This window comes from Leuconostoc inhae (genome assembly GCF_019656015.1).
GTDB classification, from domain to species: Bacteria; Bacillota; Bacilli; order Lactobacillales; family Lactobacillaceae; genus Leuconostoc; species Leuconostoc inhae_A.
In genome coordinates this window covers 1-20603 of record NZ_BPKW01000016.1, presented here as the reverse complement: position 1 = coordinate 20603, position 20603 = coordinate 1, and the positions used below count along the sequence as shown (strand labels likewise).

22 protein-coding genes and 1 tRNA gene are annotated in these 20603 nt (G+C 37.5%); 11 read left to right on the top strand and 12 right to left on the bottom strand.

What is annotated here, in order from left to right; translation table 11 throughout:
* Positions 1-65 precede the first annotated feature (65 nt).
* Genes K5Q14_RS08585 through K5Q14_RS08575 form a run of 3 tightly spaced genes read left to right on the top strand, consistent with a single transcriptional unit; the run spans position 66 to position 2602 of the window.
* Complete coding sequence (locus K5Q14_RS08585; RefSeq protein WP_220735359.1) at positions 66-1133, top strand: glycosyltransferase; 1068 nt, start codon at positions 66-68, stop codon at positions 1131-1133.
* A gap of 38 nt (positions 1134-1171) precedes the next feature.
* Positions 1172-1642, top strand: coding sequence for a MerR family transcriptional regulator (locus K5Q14_RS08580; protein WP_220735358.1), 471 nt, complete (start codon positions 1172-1174; stop codon positions 1640-1642).
* A 39-nt stretch (positions 1643-1681) separates the two neighbouring features.
* Positions 1682-2602: an RluA family pseudouridine synthase gene (locus K5Q14_RS08575; RefSeq protein ID WP_220735357.1), complete on the top strand. Its 921-nt coding sequence runs from the start codon at positions 1682-1684 to the stop codon at positions 2600-2602.
* A gap of 45 nt (positions 2603-2647) precedes the next feature.
* Here K5Q14_RS08575 and K5Q14_RS08570 read toward each other — a convergent pair whose 3' ends face one another.
* The 3 genes from K5Q14_RS08570 to K5Q14_RS08560 all read right to left on the bottom strand — a co-directional run bounded on the left by K5Q14_RS08570 (position 2648) and on the right by K5Q14_RS08560 (position 6034).
* Entirely contained in the window at positions 2648-3361 is a 714-nt protein-coding gene (locus K5Q14_RS08570) for an MIP/aquaporin family protein (protein ID WP_220735356.1), read from the bottom strand.
* Positions 3362-3533: 172 nt separating this feature from the next.
* Positions 3534-5603: a copper-translocating P-type ATPase gene (locus K5Q14_RS08565; RefSeq protein WP_220735355.1), complete on the bottom strand. Its 2070-nt coding sequence runs from the start codon at positions 5601-5603 to the stop codon at positions 3534-3536.
* A 2-nt stretch (positions 5604-5605) separates the two neighbouring features.
* Positions 5606-6034 (bottom strand): CopY/TcrY family copper transport repressor, encoded by a 429-nt coding sequence (locus K5Q14_RS08560; RefSeq protein WP_220735354.1) that lies wholly within the window; start codon positions 6032-6034, stop codon positions 5606-5608.
* Between the two features lie 87 nt (positions 6035-6121).
* Here K5Q14_RS08560 and K5Q14_RS08555 point away from each other — a divergent pair, with 87 nt between their 5' ends.
* Positions 6122-7561, top strand: a complete 1440-nt coding sequence (locus K5Q14_RS08555; protein ID WP_220735353.1) for an o-succinylbenzoate--CoA ligase — start codon at positions 6122-6124, stop codon at positions 7559-7561.
* Positions 7562-7611: 50 nt separating this feature from the next.
* Complete coding sequence (gene ubiE, locus K5Q14_RS08550) at positions 7612-8322, top strand: bifunctional demethylmenaquinone methyltransferase/2-methoxy-6-polyprenyl-1,4-benzoquinol methylase UbiE (protein WP_220735366.1); 711 nt, start codon at positions 7612-7614, stop codon at positions 8320-8322.
* Between the two features lie 113 nt (positions 8323-8435).
* On the opposite strand, the gene K5Q14_RS08545 is transcribed toward ubiE, so the two are convergent.
* The 7 genes from K5Q14_RS08545 to K5Q14_RS08515 form a co-directional block, all read right to left on the bottom strand.
* Positions 8436-8507, bottom strand: a tRNA-Asn gene (locus K5Q14_RS08545).
* A gap of 56 nt (positions 8508-8563) precedes the next feature.
* Positions 8564-9685 (bottom strand): aspartate aminotransferase family protein, encoded by a 1122-nt coding sequence (locus K5Q14_RS08540; RefSeq protein ID WP_220735352.1) that lies wholly within the window; start codon positions 9683-9685, stop codon positions 8564-8566.
* A 23-nt stretch (positions 9686-9708) separates the two neighbouring features.
* Positions 9709-10446, bottom strand: a complete 738-nt coding sequence (gene argB, locus K5Q14_RS08535) for an acetylglutamate kinase (protein WP_220735351.1) — start codon at positions 10444-10446, stop codon at positions 9709-9711.
* A gap of 22 nt (positions 10447-10468) precedes the next feature.
* Positions 10469-11683 (bottom strand): bifunctional glutamate N-acetyltransferase/amino-acid acetyltransferase ArgJ, encoded by a 1215-nt coding sequence (gene argJ / locus K5Q14_RS08530; protein ID WP_220735350.1) that lies wholly within the window; start codon positions 11681-11683, stop codon positions 10469-10471.
* 30 nt (positions 11684-11713) lie between these two features.
* The gene (gene argC / locus K5Q14_RS08525) at positions 11714-12754 is read right to left on the bottom strand and encodes an N-acetyl-gamma-glutamyl-phosphate reductase (RefSeq protein WP_220735349.1); all 1041 of its coding nucleotides are present in this window, start codon (positions 12752-12754) and stop codon (positions 11714-11716) included.
* 246 nt (positions 12755-13000) lie between these two features.
* Positions 13001-13507, bottom strand: coding sequence for a YbhB/YbcL family Raf kinase inhibitor-like protein (locus K5Q14_RS08520; RefSeq protein WP_220735348.1), 507 nt, complete (start codon positions 13505-13507; stop codon positions 13001-13003).
* Position 13508: 1 nt separating this feature from the next.
* Complete coding sequence (locus K5Q14_RS08515; RefSeq protein ID WP_220735347.1) at positions 13509-13898, bottom strand: GTP-binding protein; 390 nt, start codon at positions 13896-13898, stop codon at positions 13509-13511.
* Between the two features lie 97 nt (positions 13899-13995).
* On the opposite strand from K5Q14_RS08515, the gene K5Q14_RS08510 reads away from it, so the two are divergent.
* On the top strand, positions 13996-14295 hold the full coding sequence (locus K5Q14_RS08510) for a kinase (protein WP_220735346.1): 300 nt from the start codon (positions 13996-13998) through the stop codon (positions 14293-14295).
* A 107-nt stretch (positions 14296-14402) separates the two neighbouring features.
* Here the strand turns inward: K5Q14_RS08510 and K5Q14_RS08505 are convergent, their stop codons facing one another.
* Positions 14403-15119 (bottom strand): GntR family transcriptional regulator, encoded by a 717-nt coding sequence (locus tag K5Q14_RS08505; protein ID WP_220735345.1) that lies wholly within the window; start codon positions 15117-15119, stop codon positions 14403-14405.
* A gap of 180 nt (positions 15120-15299) precedes the next feature.
* Here K5Q14_RS08505 and K5Q14_RS08500 point away from each other — a divergent pair, with 180 nt between their 5' ends.
* From K5Q14_RS08500 to K5Q14_RS08485, 4 genes are read left to right on the top strand one after another with little or no spacing between them, the layout of a single operon-like run.
* On the top strand, positions 15300-16691 hold the full coding sequence (locus tag K5Q14_RS08500) for a glycoside hydrolase family 1 protein (RefSeq protein ID WP_220735344.1): 1392 nt from the start codon (positions 15300-15302) through the stop codon (positions 16689-16691).
* The gene (locus K5Q14_RS08495) at positions 16688-17992 is read left to right on the top strand and encodes a PTS sugar transporter subunit IIC (RefSeq protein WP_220735343.1); all 1305 of its coding nucleotides are present in this window, start codon (positions 16688-16690) and stop codon (positions 17990-17992) included. Before K5Q14_RS08500 ends, K5Q14_RS08495 begins: the two co-directional genes overlap by 4 nt.
* A gap of 21 nt (positions 17993-18013) precedes the next feature.
* Positions 18014-18337 carry a PTS sugar transporter subunit IIB gene (locus K5Q14_RS08490; RefSeq protein ID WP_220735342.1) on the top strand — a complete coding sequence of 108 codons (324 nt, stop codon included), beginning with the start codon at positions 18014-18016 and terminating at the stop codon, positions 18335-18337.
* A 1-nt stretch (position 18338) separates the two neighbouring features.
* The gene (locus K5Q14_RS08485) at positions 18339-18653 is read left to right on the top strand and encodes a PTS lactose/cellobiose transporter subunit IIA (RefSeq protein ID WP_220735341.1); all 315 of its coding nucleotides are present in this window, start codon (positions 18339-18341) and stop codon (positions 18651-18653) included.
* 153 nt (positions 18654-18806) lie between these two features.
* Here K5Q14_RS08485 and K5Q14_RS08480 read toward each other — a convergent pair whose 3' ends face one another.
* Positions 18807-19148, bottom strand: coding sequence for an exodeoxyribonuclease VII small subunit (locus K5Q14_RS08480; protein WP_220735340.1), 342 nt, complete (start codon positions 19146-19148; stop codon positions 18807-18809).
* A gap of 86 nt (positions 19149-19234) precedes the next feature.
* Here K5Q14_RS08480 and K5Q14_RS08475 point away from each other — a divergent pair, with 86 nt between their 5' ends.
* Complete coding sequence (locus tag K5Q14_RS08475) at positions 19235-20392, top strand: MFS transporter (RefSeq protein ID WP_246587636.1); 1158 nt, start codon at positions 19235-19237, stop codon at positions 20390-20392.
* Positions 20393-20603: the final 211 nt, after the last annotated feature.

Here is a 20603-nt window from a genome sequence, read left to right as displayed (position 1 = left end):
AGAGCTGCCCATAGGTTGGTATTTTTTGATACAATAGATTAAATGTTATGTGGAGGTGTATTGAGATGAAAATTTTGATTGCGTTAGAAAATATTGGATTAGGCGGCATGAAGCGAGCCACAACAGTAGTTGGCAATGCATTGAGTACGCGATATGATGTGACCTATTATAGTTTTGCAGATATGGATCCTTTTTATGATCTAGCAGCACCACTTATCATTGGAAATACGCCTCGAACATTAGATAATGATGCGCAGCCATTTGAACGTTTTGATCGGCAAATCAAAGAGTTTGAAGCAGTGGCTAGTCACTTTGATATTGTTATTTTAGCTGGCGGGTTATTAGCCAGTTTTGCGGCACGGTTGAGCTTGCCAGATACTAAACTAATTGGTTGGATGCATAATAACGTACATACGTATCAAACCCAGTATTATGCAGCCATGCGGCAAGAGTTTGATGATGGTTTACGCGCTTTAGATGTCATTGTCGCACTGACAGAATCTGATTTGAAGGGATTTTCAGTATATAATAAAACAGTTAAAATATGGAATCCGTTGACTATTATACCCAATGGCCATGCTGATTTAGCAAAACATGTCATTGCTTTTACAGGTCGAATTGCTATTCAGCACAAAGGGATTGATTTTGCCGTGCAGCTGGCTTCAAAGTTACCTGAGGACTGGCAGTTAGCCATCGCAGGCAGTGGGTCGCCTGAGGATATGTTAGTATTTAAAGAATTAGTGGCTACCTATCATGTGGCAGATAAAATTATTTACCGCGGCGCGTTGAAAGATAATGAGTTACGTGCACATTATCAAAATGCAAGTCTATTTATACAAACATCGCGATGGGAAGGATTACCATTAGTTCTAGCTGAAGCGATGAGTTTTGGTCTACCCATTGCTGCCATGAGAAACACAGGATCAGCTGAAGTGTTGGCAGAAGGAGATTACGGTGTTTTAACACCTGCTAATGATGTGGCCGCTTTATACACAGCAATTGTGCCCATTCTTCTTGACGAAAAAGTGCGTCAGGCGTATTCTGATAAGAGTATCCAGCGCGTAGAAGATTTTAAAATGACACCCATATTATCACAATGGGAAACAGTATTTAATCGAAAATTTGACAACTAAGTTAACAAGAATATAATAATAAATAGAGGCGTATACGTATGAATTCAGAGTCGATTCCCCCCCACTTAAAAAAATTCAAAAAACCATCCTTTGATAATTTGCAATTTCGCATTGGTGAATTAGCACGTATGACAAATGTGTCTACCCGGCAATTACGCTATTGGGAAAAACAAGGCTATGTTTCGGCAATTGCACGGGATGATGGTCAAGAAACCCGTTTATATGGGTTTCGCGCCTATATTAAAGTATCAATCATTAAGCAACATCTTGATGACGGTGAATCATTACATGGGGCTGTTTTAGAGGCTAATGAACAAATTGAAACTGTATCAGTTATGCAGCATATTATGAAAAAAGCCTTTCAAGGTGTCGAAAAATATGAAGATGAGTTTGTTGTCAATCTTGGCTTTTTTGATGAGGATGAGACACAATTACTTTATGTTTCTATTGACGAAGGAAAAGTTAAATATAAGGTCGTGAATGCGTCTGATAAAAAAGGATTATCATAGAATTGAAAGTGATAATATCAGTTAAGGAGCATAGCAATCATGGCAACGACTTGGACACATCAATTTATAATAACGAACAAAAATGCAGGTCAATCTATTAAGCAAACATTGAAAATGTGGCTGTTGCCACAACGAATTCGCGGGGCATTACGAATTAAAAAAAACTACTTAGTTAATGGGAACGAAGTTCCCACGAGTTATGAATTACAAGTTAATGATAAATTGATTTTACGGTTTGATGATGAAGATTTTCGAACGAGTGAATCACATTATCCACCAAATAGTTCACAGCGCGTCGGGATCGTTTTTGAATCAGATGATTTTGTTATTGCAAATAAGCCTGCGGGTATGAAAATGCATCCACATACGCTAACAGAAGATGATACCTTGTTAAATTATTTAGCTGCTGATTTTAGTGAAAGAAATCTTGTCAGTGCTGGCGTTTCAGCAAGACCATATATGGTTCATCGTCTTGACCGTGAAACATCGGGCGCGGTCATTGTAGCCAAAAATCCTGTTATTGTGCCAATATTAAACCGAATGTTGGCTGATAAAAAAATCAAACGTACTTACTTGGCATGGGTCGCTGGCAAAATGAGTAGTAGTTCTGGGATAATTAATGCGCCAATTGGTGTAGATATAGATGATAGTCGTAAACGTATGGTTAATGGCATTGATCAACAATCAGCCATAACGCATTGGACGCAGATACATATGGTATTTCAAAAAACACTGTTACGGTTACAACTCGAAACGGGCCGCATGCATCAAATTCGTGTTCATCTTGCAGCAATTGGTCATCCAATTATTGGTGATTCATTATATGGCAGTACAGTAGGAACTGTCCGCATGATGTTGCATGCCACATCAATTGAACTCAAGTTACCATTTGACGGTGGCACAAAAATGATCAGTGTACCAATGCCATCAGATTTTCCACGACAACTTTCAAGACAATAAAAAAATCATCTCATTCGATATGAGATGATTTTTTATTATATTAGATTAGGCTTTTTCTTCTTTGTTGAAAAAGTTAGCAGCGTAGGCCGCCAAAACACCACCAAGCAAGTTAGCGACGACATATACCCAAACATGGCCTAAGGCCTTACCTTGAACAAAGATAGCTGGTGCTAATGCACGAGCAGGGTTAAAGGCACCACCAGTAATTGGCAATGCGACAATAAGCAAAGCTGATAACCAAAGACCGATGATCAGTGGAGCTGGTACGTTAGCCAATTTTGTAACAATTGAAATAACTAGAATGAATAGGAATGTTAAAACTAATTCAAACAGGAATGCCGCTAACGTTTGTCCATCAGCAAAGTTTGTTTGACCTAAGCCAGCAAGGTTCACAAATTGTGACACTGACATCTTTTGACCAGACAAGGCTTGAACGACTGTTGGTGACTTGAGGTAGGCTGATACACCACCGTAAACGGCAGCTGAAGCTACAATAGCACCAATTAACTGAGCGATAACATAGCCAACGAATTCAGTCCACGTTAAACGCTTTTGTAGAGCCATCGACAATGAAACGGCTGGGTTGAAGTGTCCACCTGAGATATTGCCAAAGGCATAGATGGCAACTGCCAAGGCCAAACCAAAGGCCAAAGCAATTGTTAATGGTGAAGATGATGTAGCAGCTGAATAAACAACGCTACCAGTTCCAACGAACACCAAGATGAAAGTGCCGAGGAATTCTGCGATATACTTACGCATGAGTATGTTCTCCTTAAGTTATGTAAAATTACCAATACATTTTATTATACACTTTTATATTAAACAACAGTTAAATTGTGCCAGAAACTTAAGCTAAGTTAAATACTTGCTAGGGTTAAGCATAATAAAATGGATTAAAATAAGGCATTGCCAAAGGCAACACCTTATTTTTTTAGGCTTTAAGTGTCATCGCATTAAGCGCCACAATAATGGTTGAAAGCGACATGACAATAGCACCAATCATTGGATTAAGCATTAAGCCAATAGGAGCCAAAACACCAGCAGCTAAGGGAATTGCGATAATGTTATATCCTGCCCCCCACCATAAGTTTTGAATTTGTTTTGTATGAGCATGTTTAATGAGTTGTAGAAAATCAATAATTTTGGGTAACTGATTAGCAATCAATACGGCATCAGCTGCTGCTTGTGCGACTTGCGTGCCGGCACCAATAGCTATCGACAGATTTGCCTGTGCCAGTGCGGGTGCATCATTTATACCATCACCAATCATCATAACATCGCCTAACTTTTGGTATTTAGTGACTAGGCCAATTTTTTCTTGAGGTGAAACTTGAGCGTACACATCAGTAATCCCTAATTGTTCAGCAACATCTTGTGCAGTTTTCATATTATCGCCAGTGACAAGAACAGGTGTGATACCTTGTTGAACCAGATGTTTTACAAATTCAGATGCTGTGTCTCGAATCGTGTCACCTTGTGAAATGGCAGCAACAACTTGATCATGTTTTAATAGATATGATAGTGAACCGTCGTCATGTAATGGTGTGAATGATATATTCTTTTCAGATAAAAAACGGTCAGATACTAATAAATAATGGGCATTGTTAATCATACCCGAAACACCATAACCAGGAATATTTGTGACATTGTCAGCTTGCAACTGAGGGGCCTTAATTTGGCGACTATAGGCGGTAATTGATTGTGCGAGTGGATGCGTTGATTGCGAATCAAGTGCCGACATAATGGCAACGGCTTGTGTTTCATCTAGGCCATAAGTGACAATGCGATTCACGCTAAACTTCCCAGTTGTTAGTGTGCCCGTTTTGTCCATCAAAGCAAATTTTAAATGACTTGCGGCAGTTAATGCTTTGCGATTTTTAATCAAAATGCCCTGTGCGGCTGCTACTGATTTTGTACGTTGAACAACCAATGGTACAGCTAAGCCAAGTGCATGGGGACAAGCAATCACGAGAACAGTTACAGCAATGTTAATCGCAGTACTCAAACCACGTAAACTGGTCCAAACAATTAAGGCAATCAAGGCAAAAATTAAAGCAAGCCAGAAAAGATAGCTGGCGACACGATCAGCAATCGTTTCAACACGTGATTTTTTATCTTGTGATGTTGATAGGGCGTTCTGCAGTTGACCGACAAAAGAATGACTACCAACCTCAGTTAAACGTAAATCTAACGAGCCATTACCGTTAATTGTACCGCCAACAACAAGACTATTTTCAGACTTATCGATGAGTTTACTTTCACCAGTCATAAGAGACTCATCAACTTGACTGTGACCCGTGATCACGATGCCATCTGCTGGAAATGCTTCTCCAGCTAATACTTGAACAATCATGTCTGGTTTCAATGTATGAAGTGGCATATCCATAATCATATCACCATGCCTGACGTGGGCTATATTTGGTAGTAATGCCCGTAATTTATCTGTGGCATCGCCGGCTTTCATAGTTGCTGCCATTTCAATACGATGACCTAGTAGCATAATGACTGTTAAGGTGGCAAATTCCCAGAAAAAATCCATGATATGAGGACCATGAACGAATTGATTGGCTATTAAAGCATAGATTGAATACCAAAACGTGACCAGTAAGCCCATGCTAACGAGGCTCATCATTGCTGGTTTTTTAGATTTAATTTCGCTTTTGGCACCATCAAAAAATGGTTTTGAACCAATAAAATAAAGTAGCGCAGAGAGTACAGCTGTGACCCAATGACTACCAGGAAAAGTCAATGTAAATGGCAAAGATAGTCCCATGAACGGTGTGATGATAATAATTGGCACCATTAAACCAAAAGACCACCAAAAACGACGTTTCATGTCAGTCATATCCATATTAGCCATACCAGGGTCATCAGACATGTGCATATGGTGCTGCGGCATATCATTTGTCATAGGCATGTCGGCCATATGATGATTATGTGTAGCTGACATCATATCTGTTTCTGAGGCCATATCGTGATGGTTATGTTCAGTCATTTTCATTATTAATCCTCCCAGTTATCAGGCATGCAGTCACATGCCACAGTTTCAGGTGCAGCAGGTAGCCTTTGCGTTAAAGTATCTTGTAAATGCAAAATATCATGTTGCGATAAAGTTGTTGAAGCGATGACGGTTGTGATAGCATCTCCCACACACATCGCACACATGGAATTAATGGTTTGATGAAGGGTATCTGTCATGGCATCTTGTTCAGCAATTGTGGGCGTATAGAGTCGATCACGCGCAGCACCATTATCAGTTAGATAATTTTTATTTTTCAATCGGGTGATGAGCGTTTTGATTGTTGATGGGGACCAATCAGTTTTGAGGCCGATAACACGTATAATTTGTCGGCTTGTGGCCTCGCCTAAGGTCCAAATAACACGCATAATTTCCCATTCGCTAGTTGTCATATTATTGTTATCTTTTATCATACTTATAGTTTACATTTGTAGACTTATAAAAGCAAGCGTTATTTTGTTGTAAATGGTATGGTAATATAGTTACTAAGAGGTATTAACATGGAAAATTGGTTGACAAAGCGTGCGCGATTAACGCCAAATCGTGTAGCAGTTGCTGACGAAAAAAAACAAATGACATTTTCCCAAGTGGCAAATGAAGCAGCAAATATTGCTGGGAAAATTGCTGCTCTGGGCAATAAAAATGATCGTGTTGCATTGATTATGACGAATAATATACAAGGGTACCTTGTCATTATGGCATTGCAGCAGCTCGGGAAAACGATTGTGTTTATTAATCGGCGTTTATCAGTGGCAGAAGTGAACTATCAGTTGGCTGATGCAGCAATCACGTTAGTGTTAACAGATGATAATTACGATAAAAAGTTGATGGTTACACAACAAATTAAATTTACTGAGTTACCAGAAAGTAAGCGGGTAGTACCAGTTGCTGAATATCCAGAAGATTTTGTGACAAGTGTGATGTATACTTCAGGTACTACAAATCATCCAAAAGGCGTTATGCAAACCTACCATAATCACTTTATGTCGGCCGTGGGAAATGCTTTAAATATTGGTTTGACAGCTGAAGATACGTGGTTAGCAGTTGTACCTATTTTTCATATTAGTGGTTTTTCCATTCTCATGCGTAGTTTAATTTATGGCATGCGAGTTGTGCTTGTAGAAAAATTTGACGCGCCAAAAATTAATCAAGTATTAATTCAAGATGCAATTACGACAATGTCAGTTGTGCCAGTCATGTTGAAACAACTGTTAGCAGCGCTGCCAAAAAATGTTAACTATAATGATAAATTCCGAGCTATGTTGTTAGGTGGTGGTCCCACGGATAGAGTGACTTTGCAGGAAGCACAGGCACATCATGTACCAATTATCCAGTCATATGGTATGACTGAAACTGCTTCTCAAGTAGTGGCCCTTGACCCGACTGATATTCATGATAAACTGGGTTCAGTTGGGAAGCCCTTATTTCCAGTTGCTATTGAAATAAGGGATCAATCTGGGCATGCAGCACAAATTGGCAATATTTGGATTAAATCACCAACTTTGACGATTGGCTATCTTAATCAGCCAGCTAAATTAAGTGAAAATATGCAATCTAGTTGGTTTAATACCGAAGATTTTGGTTATTTTGATGCTGACGGTTTTTTATATATTGAAGGACGTGCGGGAGATATGATTAGTTCTGGCGGAGAAAATATTTTCCCAGACGAAATTGAGGCTACCTATGCTAAAATGTCTGGATTAGACGATATGGTTGTGATTGGCGTGCCAGATAAACTTTGGGGGGCGATTCCGGTTGCTGTCGTCACTGGTGTGAATTTGTCAGCGGATAAGTTACGCCAATACGGGCGCGACAAGTTAGCGCATTATAAAGTACCAAAACACTTTTATATCGCTAAAACATGGTACCGTACCGCGAGTGGAAAGACTCAAAGACATCGTTTTGTGGCTGCGTTATCTGAATTAAAAGAATTGAAATAATATTAATAATAGGAGAAATGCGTGAATTAACAGTTTCGCGTACTAAAATCATGACACAATCACCTAAAAATACTGATGTTCAGGCACTTTTTAATAAAATTGCGCCTGAGTATGACAAAATGAACAATATTATCTCTTTTGGTACCCATAAAATATGGCGCCAAAAGGTGATGTCTAAAATGACTTTTCCCGTGGGAGCGCGAATTATTGATTTGGCAACAGGGACAGCTGATTGGGCGATAGCTTTAGCTGAAAAAAGTGACGCTACGACACATGTTACAGGGCTTGATTTTAGTGAGGAAATGCTTGCGGTTGGGCAAAAAAAAGTTGATGTCAGTGATTTTTCTAATAAAATCACTTTGGTTCAGGGGGATGCTATGGCATTACCATTTGAAGATGATACTTTTGATATTGTGACAATTGGCTTTGGGTTACGTAATTTACCTGATCCAGTGCGCGGATTGAAAGAAATGTATCGGGTATTGAAATCGGGTGGACAACTTGTTATTTTGGAAACTTCTCAACCCGACAATCCACTTATAAAGCCATTTTGGCAGCTCTATTTTGGTAAAGTCATGCCGATTTTTGGTAAAGTCTTTGCTAAGGGTAAATATACAGAGTATAAATATTTGGACGAAACGACTGAAAACTTTATGGACTACTTGACTCTCGGGCAAACATTACTGAAAACAGGGTTTCAAAAAGTGACAATTTCACGTTTCAATTTAGGTGCAGCAGCAGTGCATTATGCGATTAAGTAGGTCATTTTTGTAAAAGTCGAGTAGACTATATTTTGATCGACTTTTTTACTAGAAGCGAGAATACAAAAAGAAACGCTCATCAATTGATGAGCGTTTCTTTTTGTATTCTCAGACTGCTCCACCTGGGATCGAACCAGGGACCGTCACATTAACAGTGTGCCATTCTACCGCTGAACTATGGAGCAATTAGTTGTTTAATCAACTATTAAAGTATATCAAGATTAAAAAAAAATGTCAACACTTATTTTTCGGAAAGATATTTTTTAATTTTATCAAGTGATTCTAACAACTGTTCTGTTGGAATAGTTAGTGGTGGTAATAGACGTAAAGTGTTTTGACCAGCTGATAATACGATGATTTTTTCACTTAACAGATCAGATACAACGTTATTTACAGGAATAGTTAATGCGATACCAGCCATCATACCGATACCACGAACATCAGCCACGACATCCAAATCATTAAATTCCGCTAATTTTTGCCAAAATGTTGTAATTTTTGTTGATAATTCAGGTAATAAATTAGCCAAGACATCAAGAGTCACATTCGCTGACGCCATAACTAACGGGTTACCACCAAACGTTGAGCCGTGTGTACCATAGGCTAATGCTGGTGCTAATTCATTTTTGGCCAGCATGGCACCTACTGGGATACCGTTAGCTAATCCTTTGGCACTTGTGAAAATGTCTGGTTCAAAATTATAATTTTCAAAGGCAAATTTAGTACCTGTACGACCCATACCAGTCTGAACTTCGTCAACTAAAATGAGGATATGATTGTCATGAGCTAATTTAACAAGTGCTTTGACGAATTCAGGTTTTGCAGGAATGACACCACCTTCACCTTGGACCAACTCAAGCATAATAGCAGCAATATCATCTGTTATGAGTGCTTTAACACTGTCAATATCGTTAAATGTTGCGTATTCAAAGCCAGTTAACATTGGCAATCCAGCATGAATACTATCTTGTCCGGTAGCAGCCATTGCCGCGTAAGTACGACCATGAAATGAATTTGAAAACGAGATGATAGTTGATTTACCAGTTGCTAATCGTGCTAATTTGATGGCAGCTTCATTGGCTTCAGCACCAGAATTGGCAAAGTAAGCCGTATAACTGTCACCACCAAGTTTGTTTGCAACTTGTTCTTGTAAGGGGTTCAGGTACAAATTAGGTACGTGCCACATTTTTTCTGCTTGTTTCGTTAATGCGGCGACAACTTTAGGATTATTGGCACCAACGTTGTACACGCCAATTCCACTTGATAAGTCACTATAAGTTTGATTTTTATCATCTAACCAAGTAGCGTTTTTTGCTGATACAAATGTGACTGGTGCACGATGATAGTTTGGAAATAGCGTCATTTTTATTCTCCTTAAAACTTGAATTATAGTGTGACAATTGTGCCGGGATGAGTGACTGTATTTGTGATATGAACATTGTGGACACCGCGTTGAACGGCGTCAAGAGCACTATTTATTTTTGGAATCATGCCACCAGTAATAATATTTGACGTTTGTAGTTCAAGTGCTTTTTGTGGTGTTAATTCTTGTAGAATATTACCACTGACTTTAACGCCTGAGACATCAGTTAATAAATAAAGTTCGTCAGCTTGTAAGTATTTGGCAATAGCAGTAGCTGCATGATCAGCGTTAACGTTGAGCCACTGACCATCATTTGATATAGCTAGGGGTGCAATAATAGGGACAAGATTTTGTTGCCACATATTGTGAATAAGCTGTGTATTGACTTGATGAATAGCGCCAACGTAACCATAAACGTCTTGATCTAAAACATGACCAGTTAACAATTGGTTACTACCAGCATTTAGACCAATAGCCGGCACCGCATTTTGACGGAATGCTTCAATAAGTGCTGGTTGAACTTGTGCTAGTAAGGCCATTTTGGTAATATTAATACCATTTTGTGTCGTAAACCGAATACCATTAATTTTTTGGACAGGTTCGTTGAATTGTGTCATGAGGGACGAAATATGGTCACCACCACCATGGACAATGACGATTTGGACATGCTGTTTTTGCCATGATTTGATTGTTTCAAAAAAAGCAGGCGTGAGTTGTGTGGCGGCAGTACCACCAATTTTAATGACTATTTTTTTTGTCATGGGTCATTCTCCTACATGATGATCATGTTGTGTAGAGTGCATTGATTTTTACATAGTCATAGGTTAAATCAGATCCCCATGCTTGACCATGAGCTGCACCATTGTGTAAATTGATAGCAATAGTAATATTTTTTTGTGTTAGTAATTCAGACATGTTGTCCTGATTAAAATTGACCGGTGCACCGGAGATCATAACGGGTATGTTGTTAAGTGATATGTCGATTATATCAGGGTTAATGGCAACATCACTTGCACCGATAGCCGCGATAATGCGGCCCCAGTTTGGATCTTGACCAAACATTGCAGTTTTAACCAGCGAGGAACCAACAACTTTTTTGGCAACCATTCGTGCATCTAATTCAGATTGGCTATTGTTCACGGTAACAGATAATAACTTTGTGGCACCTTCACCGTCACTCGCAATGTCAATGGCTAGCGCGGTTGTGACAGTGTGCAGCATGGCTTTGAATTGGTCATAATCTTCAGAGGCAGTTGTAATTGTTTGATTGCCAGCAAGACCGTTTGCCATAACGAGAACCATATCATTGGTACTGGTATCGCCATCAATCGTGATTTGATTGAAACTAGTTTCAACGTCTTCGGATAAAGCTGACTGTAATAAGTCAGGTGCCACACTGACATCTGTTGTGATAAAACCAAGCATCGTTGCCATATTGGGATGAATCATGCCAGAACCTTTGGCAACACCACTCATGGTAACAAGATGACCACCAATGTGGCTTTGGATAGTGATGGATTTTTCCTGTGTGTCGGTTGTCATAATAGCGTGGGCAAAGCCGTTCGTGTCGCCATCAATTTTAAGTTGATGAATACCGGCAACAATTTTATCGATAGGCAGGATTTGACCGATAATACCTGTGGAAGCAACGCCCACTAGACTGGCATCAATATTTAAAACCTTTGCCGTCGTTTCTTGCATAATTTTTGCATGTTCGAGTCCAATATTGCCAGTGACGGCATTAGCATTGCCAGAGTTAACCACAATAGCTTGTAATTCACCATTTTTAATGGTGATTTTATTGAGTTGAACAGGTGCTGCTTGTACCTGATTTGTTGTAAAGACACCTGCCACAGCAGCAAGCGCTTCACTATAAATCCAACCAAGATCTTTTGATTTGTGCTTTAAACCAACGTGTTGGCCATCAGCATGAAATCCTAATGGGGCGGCAATGTCAGCAATATTAAGTTGATGAATTTTTTGAAGTAGTTCTGTCATAATACTTTCCTTGTTCATGAAATTTTTCTGTTAAGCATACTGAGCTATTAAGTGTAAACCAGTTGTCTCATCTAGGTTAAAAAGATGGTTCATATTCTGAATGGCTTGACCAGCTGCACCTTTGACCATATTATCAATGACACTGACGATTGTGAGATATTTTGTATCAGGGTTATAAGTTAACCCAATGTCCGCAAAGTTTGTACCAACAACTTGTTTAATATCTGGCAGGTGATTTTTAGACATGACACGCACAAATGGTTTGTTTTTGTATGTGTCTTCAAAAATTTGTTGTAATGTATCAGGTGACACTGGCTTGTTTAATTTGACATAGGCACTGACAAAAATGCCACGATTGATTGGCAGCAACGATGTTGTAAACTGAATATGGTTAATATCTGGCTGCCATTGGTTGAGCTGTTGTGTAATTTCCGGGATATGTTGGTGCTGGTTTGGCTTATACATGCTGAAATTTTCATTGACATTGACAAAATGGCTTGATAAATTGAGTGACTTACCAGCACCTGAGAGGCCACTTTTAGCGTCTATTACGATGTTTTCTTGGTCTAATAGTTGATGTTGAGCAAGTGGTGCTAAGGCTAGCAGGGTTGCTGTAGCGTAGCACCCAGGGTTTGCAATATAGTGACTATCATTTTGATAAAAGTCAGCTAGGCTATAATTGGCTTGATCTAATAAGGCTTGTGTCGCAGGCGTTTTTTTATACCAAGTTTCATAGTCAGTAGCAGTGAGTCGAAAATCGCCGGAAAGATCAATTACTGGGAAGTGAGCTTCGATGAATGGCTGTGCTAAATCCTTGGAAACACCACTCGAAGTAGCAAAGAAAACCAAGTCAGCAGACTGCATAATATGCATAGGATCAAAAGGTGTTGGTGTTATTTTATACATTGATTTTAGATGTGGGTAACTGACACTAATATCGTCTGAACTGTTTGAGGTGTTATGTATTGACACGACATGAGCAACAGGATGATTATATAATAATCGTAACAGTTCAAGTCCGCCGTAACCGGTAACGCCGACAATTGCGACATTGATCATTTCTTTATTCATGTTGTGCCTCCTTGATTAGTTAATGTTATAAATATAAACCTATATGTATTTAAATACAATTAATATGCATTATATAAGTGAATATAATTATTAAAATGAATATAAATTCAGTTGGCGTATTTGGTATTGATTTATTTTATGGAGCATAATTTAAGAATTTTATACATAGTGATAATCGGTTGAGAACAAAATAAGCCCTTGAAGCTTACTTCATGCTTCAAGGACTTATTTATAGTTTTTAATTCATTAACTTCGGGCAGGGAGCTCTGCAATTGACATGGCTAAAACATGGCCATTGCTTTTTGTGCGTAGTTCGTTCAGGAAAAAACCGTCTTTAATATCGAGTGTTGTGTCTAGTGCAAACACGCTAAGGGTATAATTATGTGTCTTATCTGGTGGCATAGGGCCGATGTAGGCCTGGTTAATTGCTGGATCAGCAGTTTCATTGGCTGTTTTAACTAGATGCCATGTTGAATTTGTACCAGACACACCTTGCTGTGTTGCACGAAGATTCTCAGGAATGTCACCAACCGGCAAATTAGCTGCTAGCCAGTGAATCCATGGAAATCCAGTAACTGGCACGGCATCATAATCAATCAGGCTAACCGATAAAGATTGTGTGCCCTCGGGGATATCAGTAATCATTACGGGAAAGTTCACTGTTGGCATATTATTTGTGCGGTAAAGAGCCGGTGCGTGCTTGGCGTATTTATCTGGGATCAAATCATTTTCTAAAGCAACGTTAAGTTTCATGTTATTCTCCAATCAATGTTTTCTTTGTTTGCGCCAAATGGGCTCGAACTGCTATGTTCATCTGTTTATTATGAACACGGATAGTATCTATGGCTGTAATAATTGCTGTGGTACGTTCTTCAGTATCTTTAATGACAGCCGTTTCAGACTGCACATGTTTGGCAAAACGATCAATAAAAGCAATTTGTAGCGTTGATTCATTGGCACGAAGCGTTTCGGCTGCAGCCGTTTGGCCATCATCTTCTAATTGAGAAATGGCATCAAGGTAGCCTGTAAAAAAATCATCTGCTACCGTTGTATTTTCCCAAGTAATGGGTTCATTTGGCGTAGATTCTGGTTCAGTGTTGGTTGTATCTGAATTTTTCTTTTTAAATAAGTTAAAGAATGACATAGTTCGAACCTTTCGTATAAAATATTTATAACTTTATTGTACCGAACATTTGTTTTATTTGGTACAATAAATTTAACATTTAAATCTGGGGAAAATCATGTCAGCACGTAAAACGGTATTTAATGATAAACAACGCATATTGAGACTCTATTCAGCATTGATTAGTCGGCGAGCATTATCGATTGAAGAAATCGAAGATATGTTTTTTATTGGCCGAAAAACGGTGCAACGTGATATTTCTGAAATTCGTGACTTTTTACATGACTTACAAGTTGGTGAAACAGTTCAGTCAGAAATTGTGTATGATCGTAACTTAAAAAAATACAAATTAACTGAGATGGAAAATCTTTTCCGTGTCTTTGATAAAATTAATCAAATCGATGAGGATGACGGTTGATGAGTTATTTAACTTGTCAAACATAAACGACCACGTATAGGCTTATACGTAGTCGTTTTTTTGGTCGTGATTATAAGAAACATAAGTTGTGCACGCATTCATCATTTTTATGATAAAGGTGCTTTATTGAAAACAACAATACTGCCTTTATCATATCTGTGACGTGTATGAGCATATTCAAATATACGCCCGTCTTTTAAACTAACAGTTTGAGTAATTTGCAGAATAGGGTCTTCTTTAAGACAATCAAGATATGTTATATCATCAGCACCTGCTTTATCTGCACTGATACGCCGAACAGCACTTCCAATGGCCATTTTTAAATCATTTTGAATGAATGAAAAGATAGACTGCTCAGCTACTTCTTCAGTTAAATTCGAAATAACAGACAAGGGCATAATTGATTGAGTGAGTTCATATGGCTCTTGATCAAGTTTTCTGAGACGATAAATGTCGTAAACGGGAACTGTTGTAGAAATGTTGAGCTGTTTACTTTCTTCAATTGTTGGCAGCCGAATTTCAAAATGTAAAACTTTTGTTGATACTTCGGCTTTTCCGGAAAAAAGTTGCGTTGTACCACCATATTGTGAAGAAATGATATCTAATGCAGAAGAATAAGTAGGTGATACAAAAGTACCACTTCCTTGTTTTCTAATAATTAAGTTATCGTTGAAAAGCATGTCTAAAGCTTTTTGTATAGTCACACGCGAAGTGTTATATTCACTAGCGAGATCAGCTTGCCGAGGCAATGCTTCTCCAGGCTGATAATTACCATCTTCTATTTTTTGTCGTAATTGTTTTGCTATTTTTTGATATAAACTCATAAATAAAATGTCCTTTTAAAATTAATTAATCAATATAATATTAACATATTTTTATGTTATATACACGCATTTTAAATATGTAAATATAATTAAATAATTTGTATTGACAAATTATTTAATTGAGAGATAATACGTGTATAAAGTCAATTATAAATCTATTACAGAGAGGTAAGGTAGCTTATGAATGAAAAAAAATTTTTTTGGGGTAATTCTGTTTCAAGCATGCAAACTGAGGGTGCGTGGGATGTTGATGGAAAAGGTCCCTCTGTTTACGATGTTAAAACAGCTGGGGCAGAATCAAGTGATTGGCAGGTAGCGATTGACGAATATCACAGATATGAAGAAGATGTTGAATTAATGGCAAACGTTGGAATGAATTGTTACCGCTTTCAAATTTCATGGTCGCGTGTTATTCCTGATGGCGATGGCGATATTAATGAAGCAGGATTGCAATATTACGATCGCCTGATTGATAGCCTAATAAAGCACAACATCACGCCTATTATTTGTTTATACCATTTCGACATGCCGTTGTCATTGGCAAAAAAATTTAATGGTTTGATTAACGATCATGTTAGAGACGCATTTGTTCAGTTTGCAAAGATTGTTATTGAACGATTTTCCGAAAAAGTTCAGTATTGGATCCCCTTTAATGAACAAAATTGTATGGCGTTTGAAGAAGGATTCCAAAATTCAGGTTACCTGTCTGGATCACGAAGCATCGAAGAACTATACAAAATTTCTGCTAACTCATTAATTGCTTATGCTCAAATTGCTGATTTTGTCCATAGTTTCCCCAATATGAAGGTCGGTGGTATGGTTGCTTATCAAGAAATGTACCCGGCTTCTCAATCTCCAGAGGATGTGATGTACACGCGTCAAGCAATGGAATTTATTAATGAAGATTTCTTGAGTTTTTTTGCTAGTGGGCAACGTTCACCGGAAGTAGTCAATTACATGGCGTGTCACAACTTGTCATTCCTTAATGATGATATTAACAAGTGCCTTCTGAATTATCCTAATATGACTAGTGATTTTCTAGCTTTTAGCTATTATTACAGTTTAGTTATTGACAGTCAGTTGATTAACGACAAATCTAAGCCAAATTATTTCATGACACAAGGCAAAGTAACTAATTCACATTTAAAAACGTCAAATTTTGGTTGGCAAATTGATGCCATCGGTTTTAGAAATACAATTACTAAAATTCATAATCGATTTATGTTACCGGTATTTCCCGCCGAAAATGGTATTGGTGCTTTTGAAACATGGAATGGGAACGACAGGATAGAAGACGATTACCGTATTGCGTATCATAAAGATCATATCAATGAAATGATGAAGGCTATGCAAGTAGATGGCGCTAATGTTATGGGCTACTTAGGTTGGGGCTTAATAGATATACCTAGTTCCAAAGGCAATGTGGAAAAAAGATATGGCTTGGTGTATGTCAATCGTAGTAATCACGACATTAAAGATCTTAAAAGAATTCCCAAAAAAAGCTATTTTTGGTTTAAAAAATTTATAGCGGAAAAAGACGACACATTGAGGAAGGAAGGTGTACTGAAATGACAAACAAAAATCTTTGGCAAAAATTCATAGATAGGTTTACACGTATTTCTATAAAAATAGGTAATCAAATACATTTGAGATCTTTGAGGGATGCTTTTGCAATGATTATGCCACTTTTTATCCTTGCGGGTTTGGGCGTGCTAATTAATAATGTCTTCTTTCCACTCTTTTTAAAAGGCGCGTCACTGACAAATTTCCAACTATTTGGTAATCTGATTGTTAATGGCACTTTAAATATTGCAGGATTGATCATTGCCCCAGTAGTTGGTTATTGTTTGGCACGAAACCGTAACTATAAGAATGCACTTGGCGCAGCCATTGTATCCTTAGCAGGATTGATTGTGGTAATGCCTGTAACACTGCAAGCATTACCAATCAATGGTAAGAAAGCTGTCGATATTTCTGGTTTTCTATCTTATAGCAATATTGGCGTGACTGGGATGTTTGCCGGCATTATTGTTGGATTAATTGCTGCCGAGTTATTCATTAAATTATCTAAAATTGAAAAAATAAAAATTAACTTGGGAGAGAATGTGCCACCAGCCGTTAGTGAGTCATTTTTAACCTTAATTCCTACAATAGCTGTCATCTCTCTTTTGGCTATCATTTCTGCAATATTGTTTGTCGGATTCCACACTGATCTGATTAAACTGATTACCACGCTGATCCAGGAACCACTGCGTCGTGTAAATACGAGTTTACCGGGATTTTTATTAATATATTCAGTGGGAAATCTATTGTTTGGATTTGGTATTCATCAAGCAGTCATTAACGGTACTTTGTTAGACCCTGTACTGCTTATTAACACAAATAAAAATATGCATGCTTTCGCTGCCGGAGATCATGTGCCTTACATTATCACTAGTGTGTTTCGAGACACGTTTGGTATGATGGGGGGGACCGGTAGTACCATTTGTTTGCTAGTTGCAACGTTTTTATTTTCTAGAATAAAAGCTAGCCGTGAGGTTACAAAACTGTCAATTGTTCCTGGAATCTTTAACATTAATGAACCAGTTATCTATGGTTATCCTATTGTATTCAATATTCCGCTGCTTATACCGTTTGTATTAACGCCAATTATATCATTGCTAATTGCCTACTATGCTACCGTGTTGGGGTTAATGAATAGGACAGTTGTGTTAGTACCTTGGACCACGCCACCATTGATTAATGGCTTCCTAGCAACTGGTGGTGATTGGCGGGCTGTCGTTGTGCAATTACTAAGTTTCATTGTTGGCGTACTGTTCTACATACCCTTTATGAAGATCAGCGAACAGGTTTTGTTAAAACAGAACCAATAACAAAAAAGGAGATATATTCTGATGCCTACAAAAAATATTATGTTATGCTGTGTTGCAGGGATGAGTACTAGTTTATTAGTAAATAAAATGAAAAAAGCAGCTACTGAACTAGAAAAAGATGTCGTTATATTTGCCACATCAGTTTCTGGGTTTGATCAAGAATTAGCTAGTCGGCAGGTTGATTGTGTTATGTTAGGACCTCAAGTTAGCTATATGGAAAAAGATTTTAAAGAAAAACTCACGGATAAAAATATTCCGTTAAGTGTCATTAATATGCAGGATTACGGCATGATGAATGGTGAAAAAGTCTTGTTACAGGCATATGAATTGATGGGAGGGGAATAATATGGATGACCAGTATCTTAACGTTGTCATGGGTATCATCATGAATGCTGGCAATGCCAAGGGATTAGCGCATGAAGCCCTTGAAGCTGCAAAAATAAATGACTTTGAAAAAGCGAATCAACTGATGACAGCATCTAACCAGTCCTTATCAGAAGCTCATGATGTGCAAAGCGAGATGTTAACAAAAGAAGCACAAGGTGATCATACTGAAATGAATTTGTATATGGTTCATGCGCAAGATCATTTAATGACAGCGATAACCTATCAAGATTTGGTCAAAGAACTAATAATTTTATACAAAAAGGATGCAAAATAAGGATATTTCAACGCGCTGTAGCAGTTAAAAATTTAAAGCATCAAGCAAAAAAGCGATCACGTATATATTTATACGTGATCGCTTTTTTGGTCGTCTTCATTCAATTATTTAGTCATAAACAAGCAAATAATAAAGATGACTTGTTAGAGTTAGTTACATGCCTAATCCAGAAAAAGCTAGCCATTGTAGGCCATTGGACCAGTCACCGCGCTGTAATTTTTCTAGTAGGGCGTAACCTTGTTTTGAGAGGCTTTGTTCTAAAGATAATTTTCGAAGACCAGATATAAGTAAATTAATCGCTTTTTGTTCAGGTAGTTTATGATCATTCATGCTTTCGATGACGTTAGAAATAAGGCTCAATTCATGACTATTTAGGTCTTTTTTCTCTGACAGAAATGATGATAACGAGGTGTTTTTAGTTTTTTTTACAAGTTTTGGATAACCAAAAGTCAAAATCGTTTTATCATAGTAACAATACAAAAAAATGCTGTACATAAAAATGTTACCTAGTATCTTTTTATTCACTTGTTTCTTTATCATTTGTGACTTAAAGTAATAACAAATGAAAAGGGATGAACTTAATGAGTAAAAATAGAAGCGGTATGATTATTTTAGGGTTATTTTTTGGTGTTTTTGTAACTGGCGCAGATTCTTTTATCATTTCTCCAATATTGCCAGAAATAGCTACGAGTTTTAAAACATCGGTGGGACTAACGGCATACGGAGTCACAATATATGCGCTTTGCTTTGCGTTTGGGTCGCCAATATTTGGGCCTTTGGGTGACAAATATAATAAGAAAAAATTGCTAATCACAGGTATTGTAGTTTTCTTTCTAGGAACAATGTTATGTGGATTTTCCACTAACTTGCTTAGTTTTTATATTTATCGTGCAGTTGCAGGAGTTGGGGCTTCGATGTTTGTCCCAAATGTTTGGGCATTTATAGGTTCAAATTTTGATGGCAAAAGATTAAATCATGTTATGGGAATTGTTATGTCAGCTTTATCATTATCAATAGCTGTGGGTGTTCCTCTAGGTACAACGCTTGCACAAATAAGTGATTGGCATATGGCATTTTGGGGATCTGCGGTGCTGACTTTTATCGTTCTAGTACTTATTGCTTTTATTCCTAATCAAAACGCTATTAACCCGAATGCACGCATGTCATACATTAAATCTTTTAAAAATGTGTTTTTAGCCAAAAATGCGGTGATAGCCTTAATGATTACATTAACCTGGATGATAGGTTTTTACAGCGTGTATACTTTTCTAGGTACTTATATTCAAAGTACTTTTGGATTTGATGTTGCGATGACTGGATATATATTTATAGCTTATGGTCTTTCAAATTTTATTGCTAGCTTCTTTGGGGGTAAAGTAATGACTTTGTTAGGCAAAAAAAGATCAATTAATTTAAATGCGAGCATATCAATCATAATTATTTTGGGACTAATGATTTCAGAAAATAATATATTAATTTTGATATTGTTATTAATTTTGTTGGCATTTGCACAAGGTTTTGGTGTAACTTCTTTAAATGCCTATATTGTAAACCTAGTGCCATCAAACCGTTCAACTTTGATGGCACTTAATAGTTCATCTCTATATTTAGGATTAACCTTTGGTTCGGGAATTGGTGGGCAAATTTATGAGATTTTCGGTTTTTTAGGAGTTTGCTCGATGGCAATAATAGGTTTCTTAATTGCACAGATTATTACCAAATTTTTAAAAAATAATTAATTTTAAACTCAGTAAATAATAGAAAGTTAGAATTTTTAGTTCTGATTTTCTATTTGTAGATAGTGTTTACCACAAATATCCATTTGTCTGATAATAGGAACTAGTGATTTTCCTAAACTTGTTAACGAATACACTATTGGTGTTAGTCTAAAAACATGGACACGGTTTCTACTACGATATAATAGACGTAGGAGAATAACCCATGACGCAA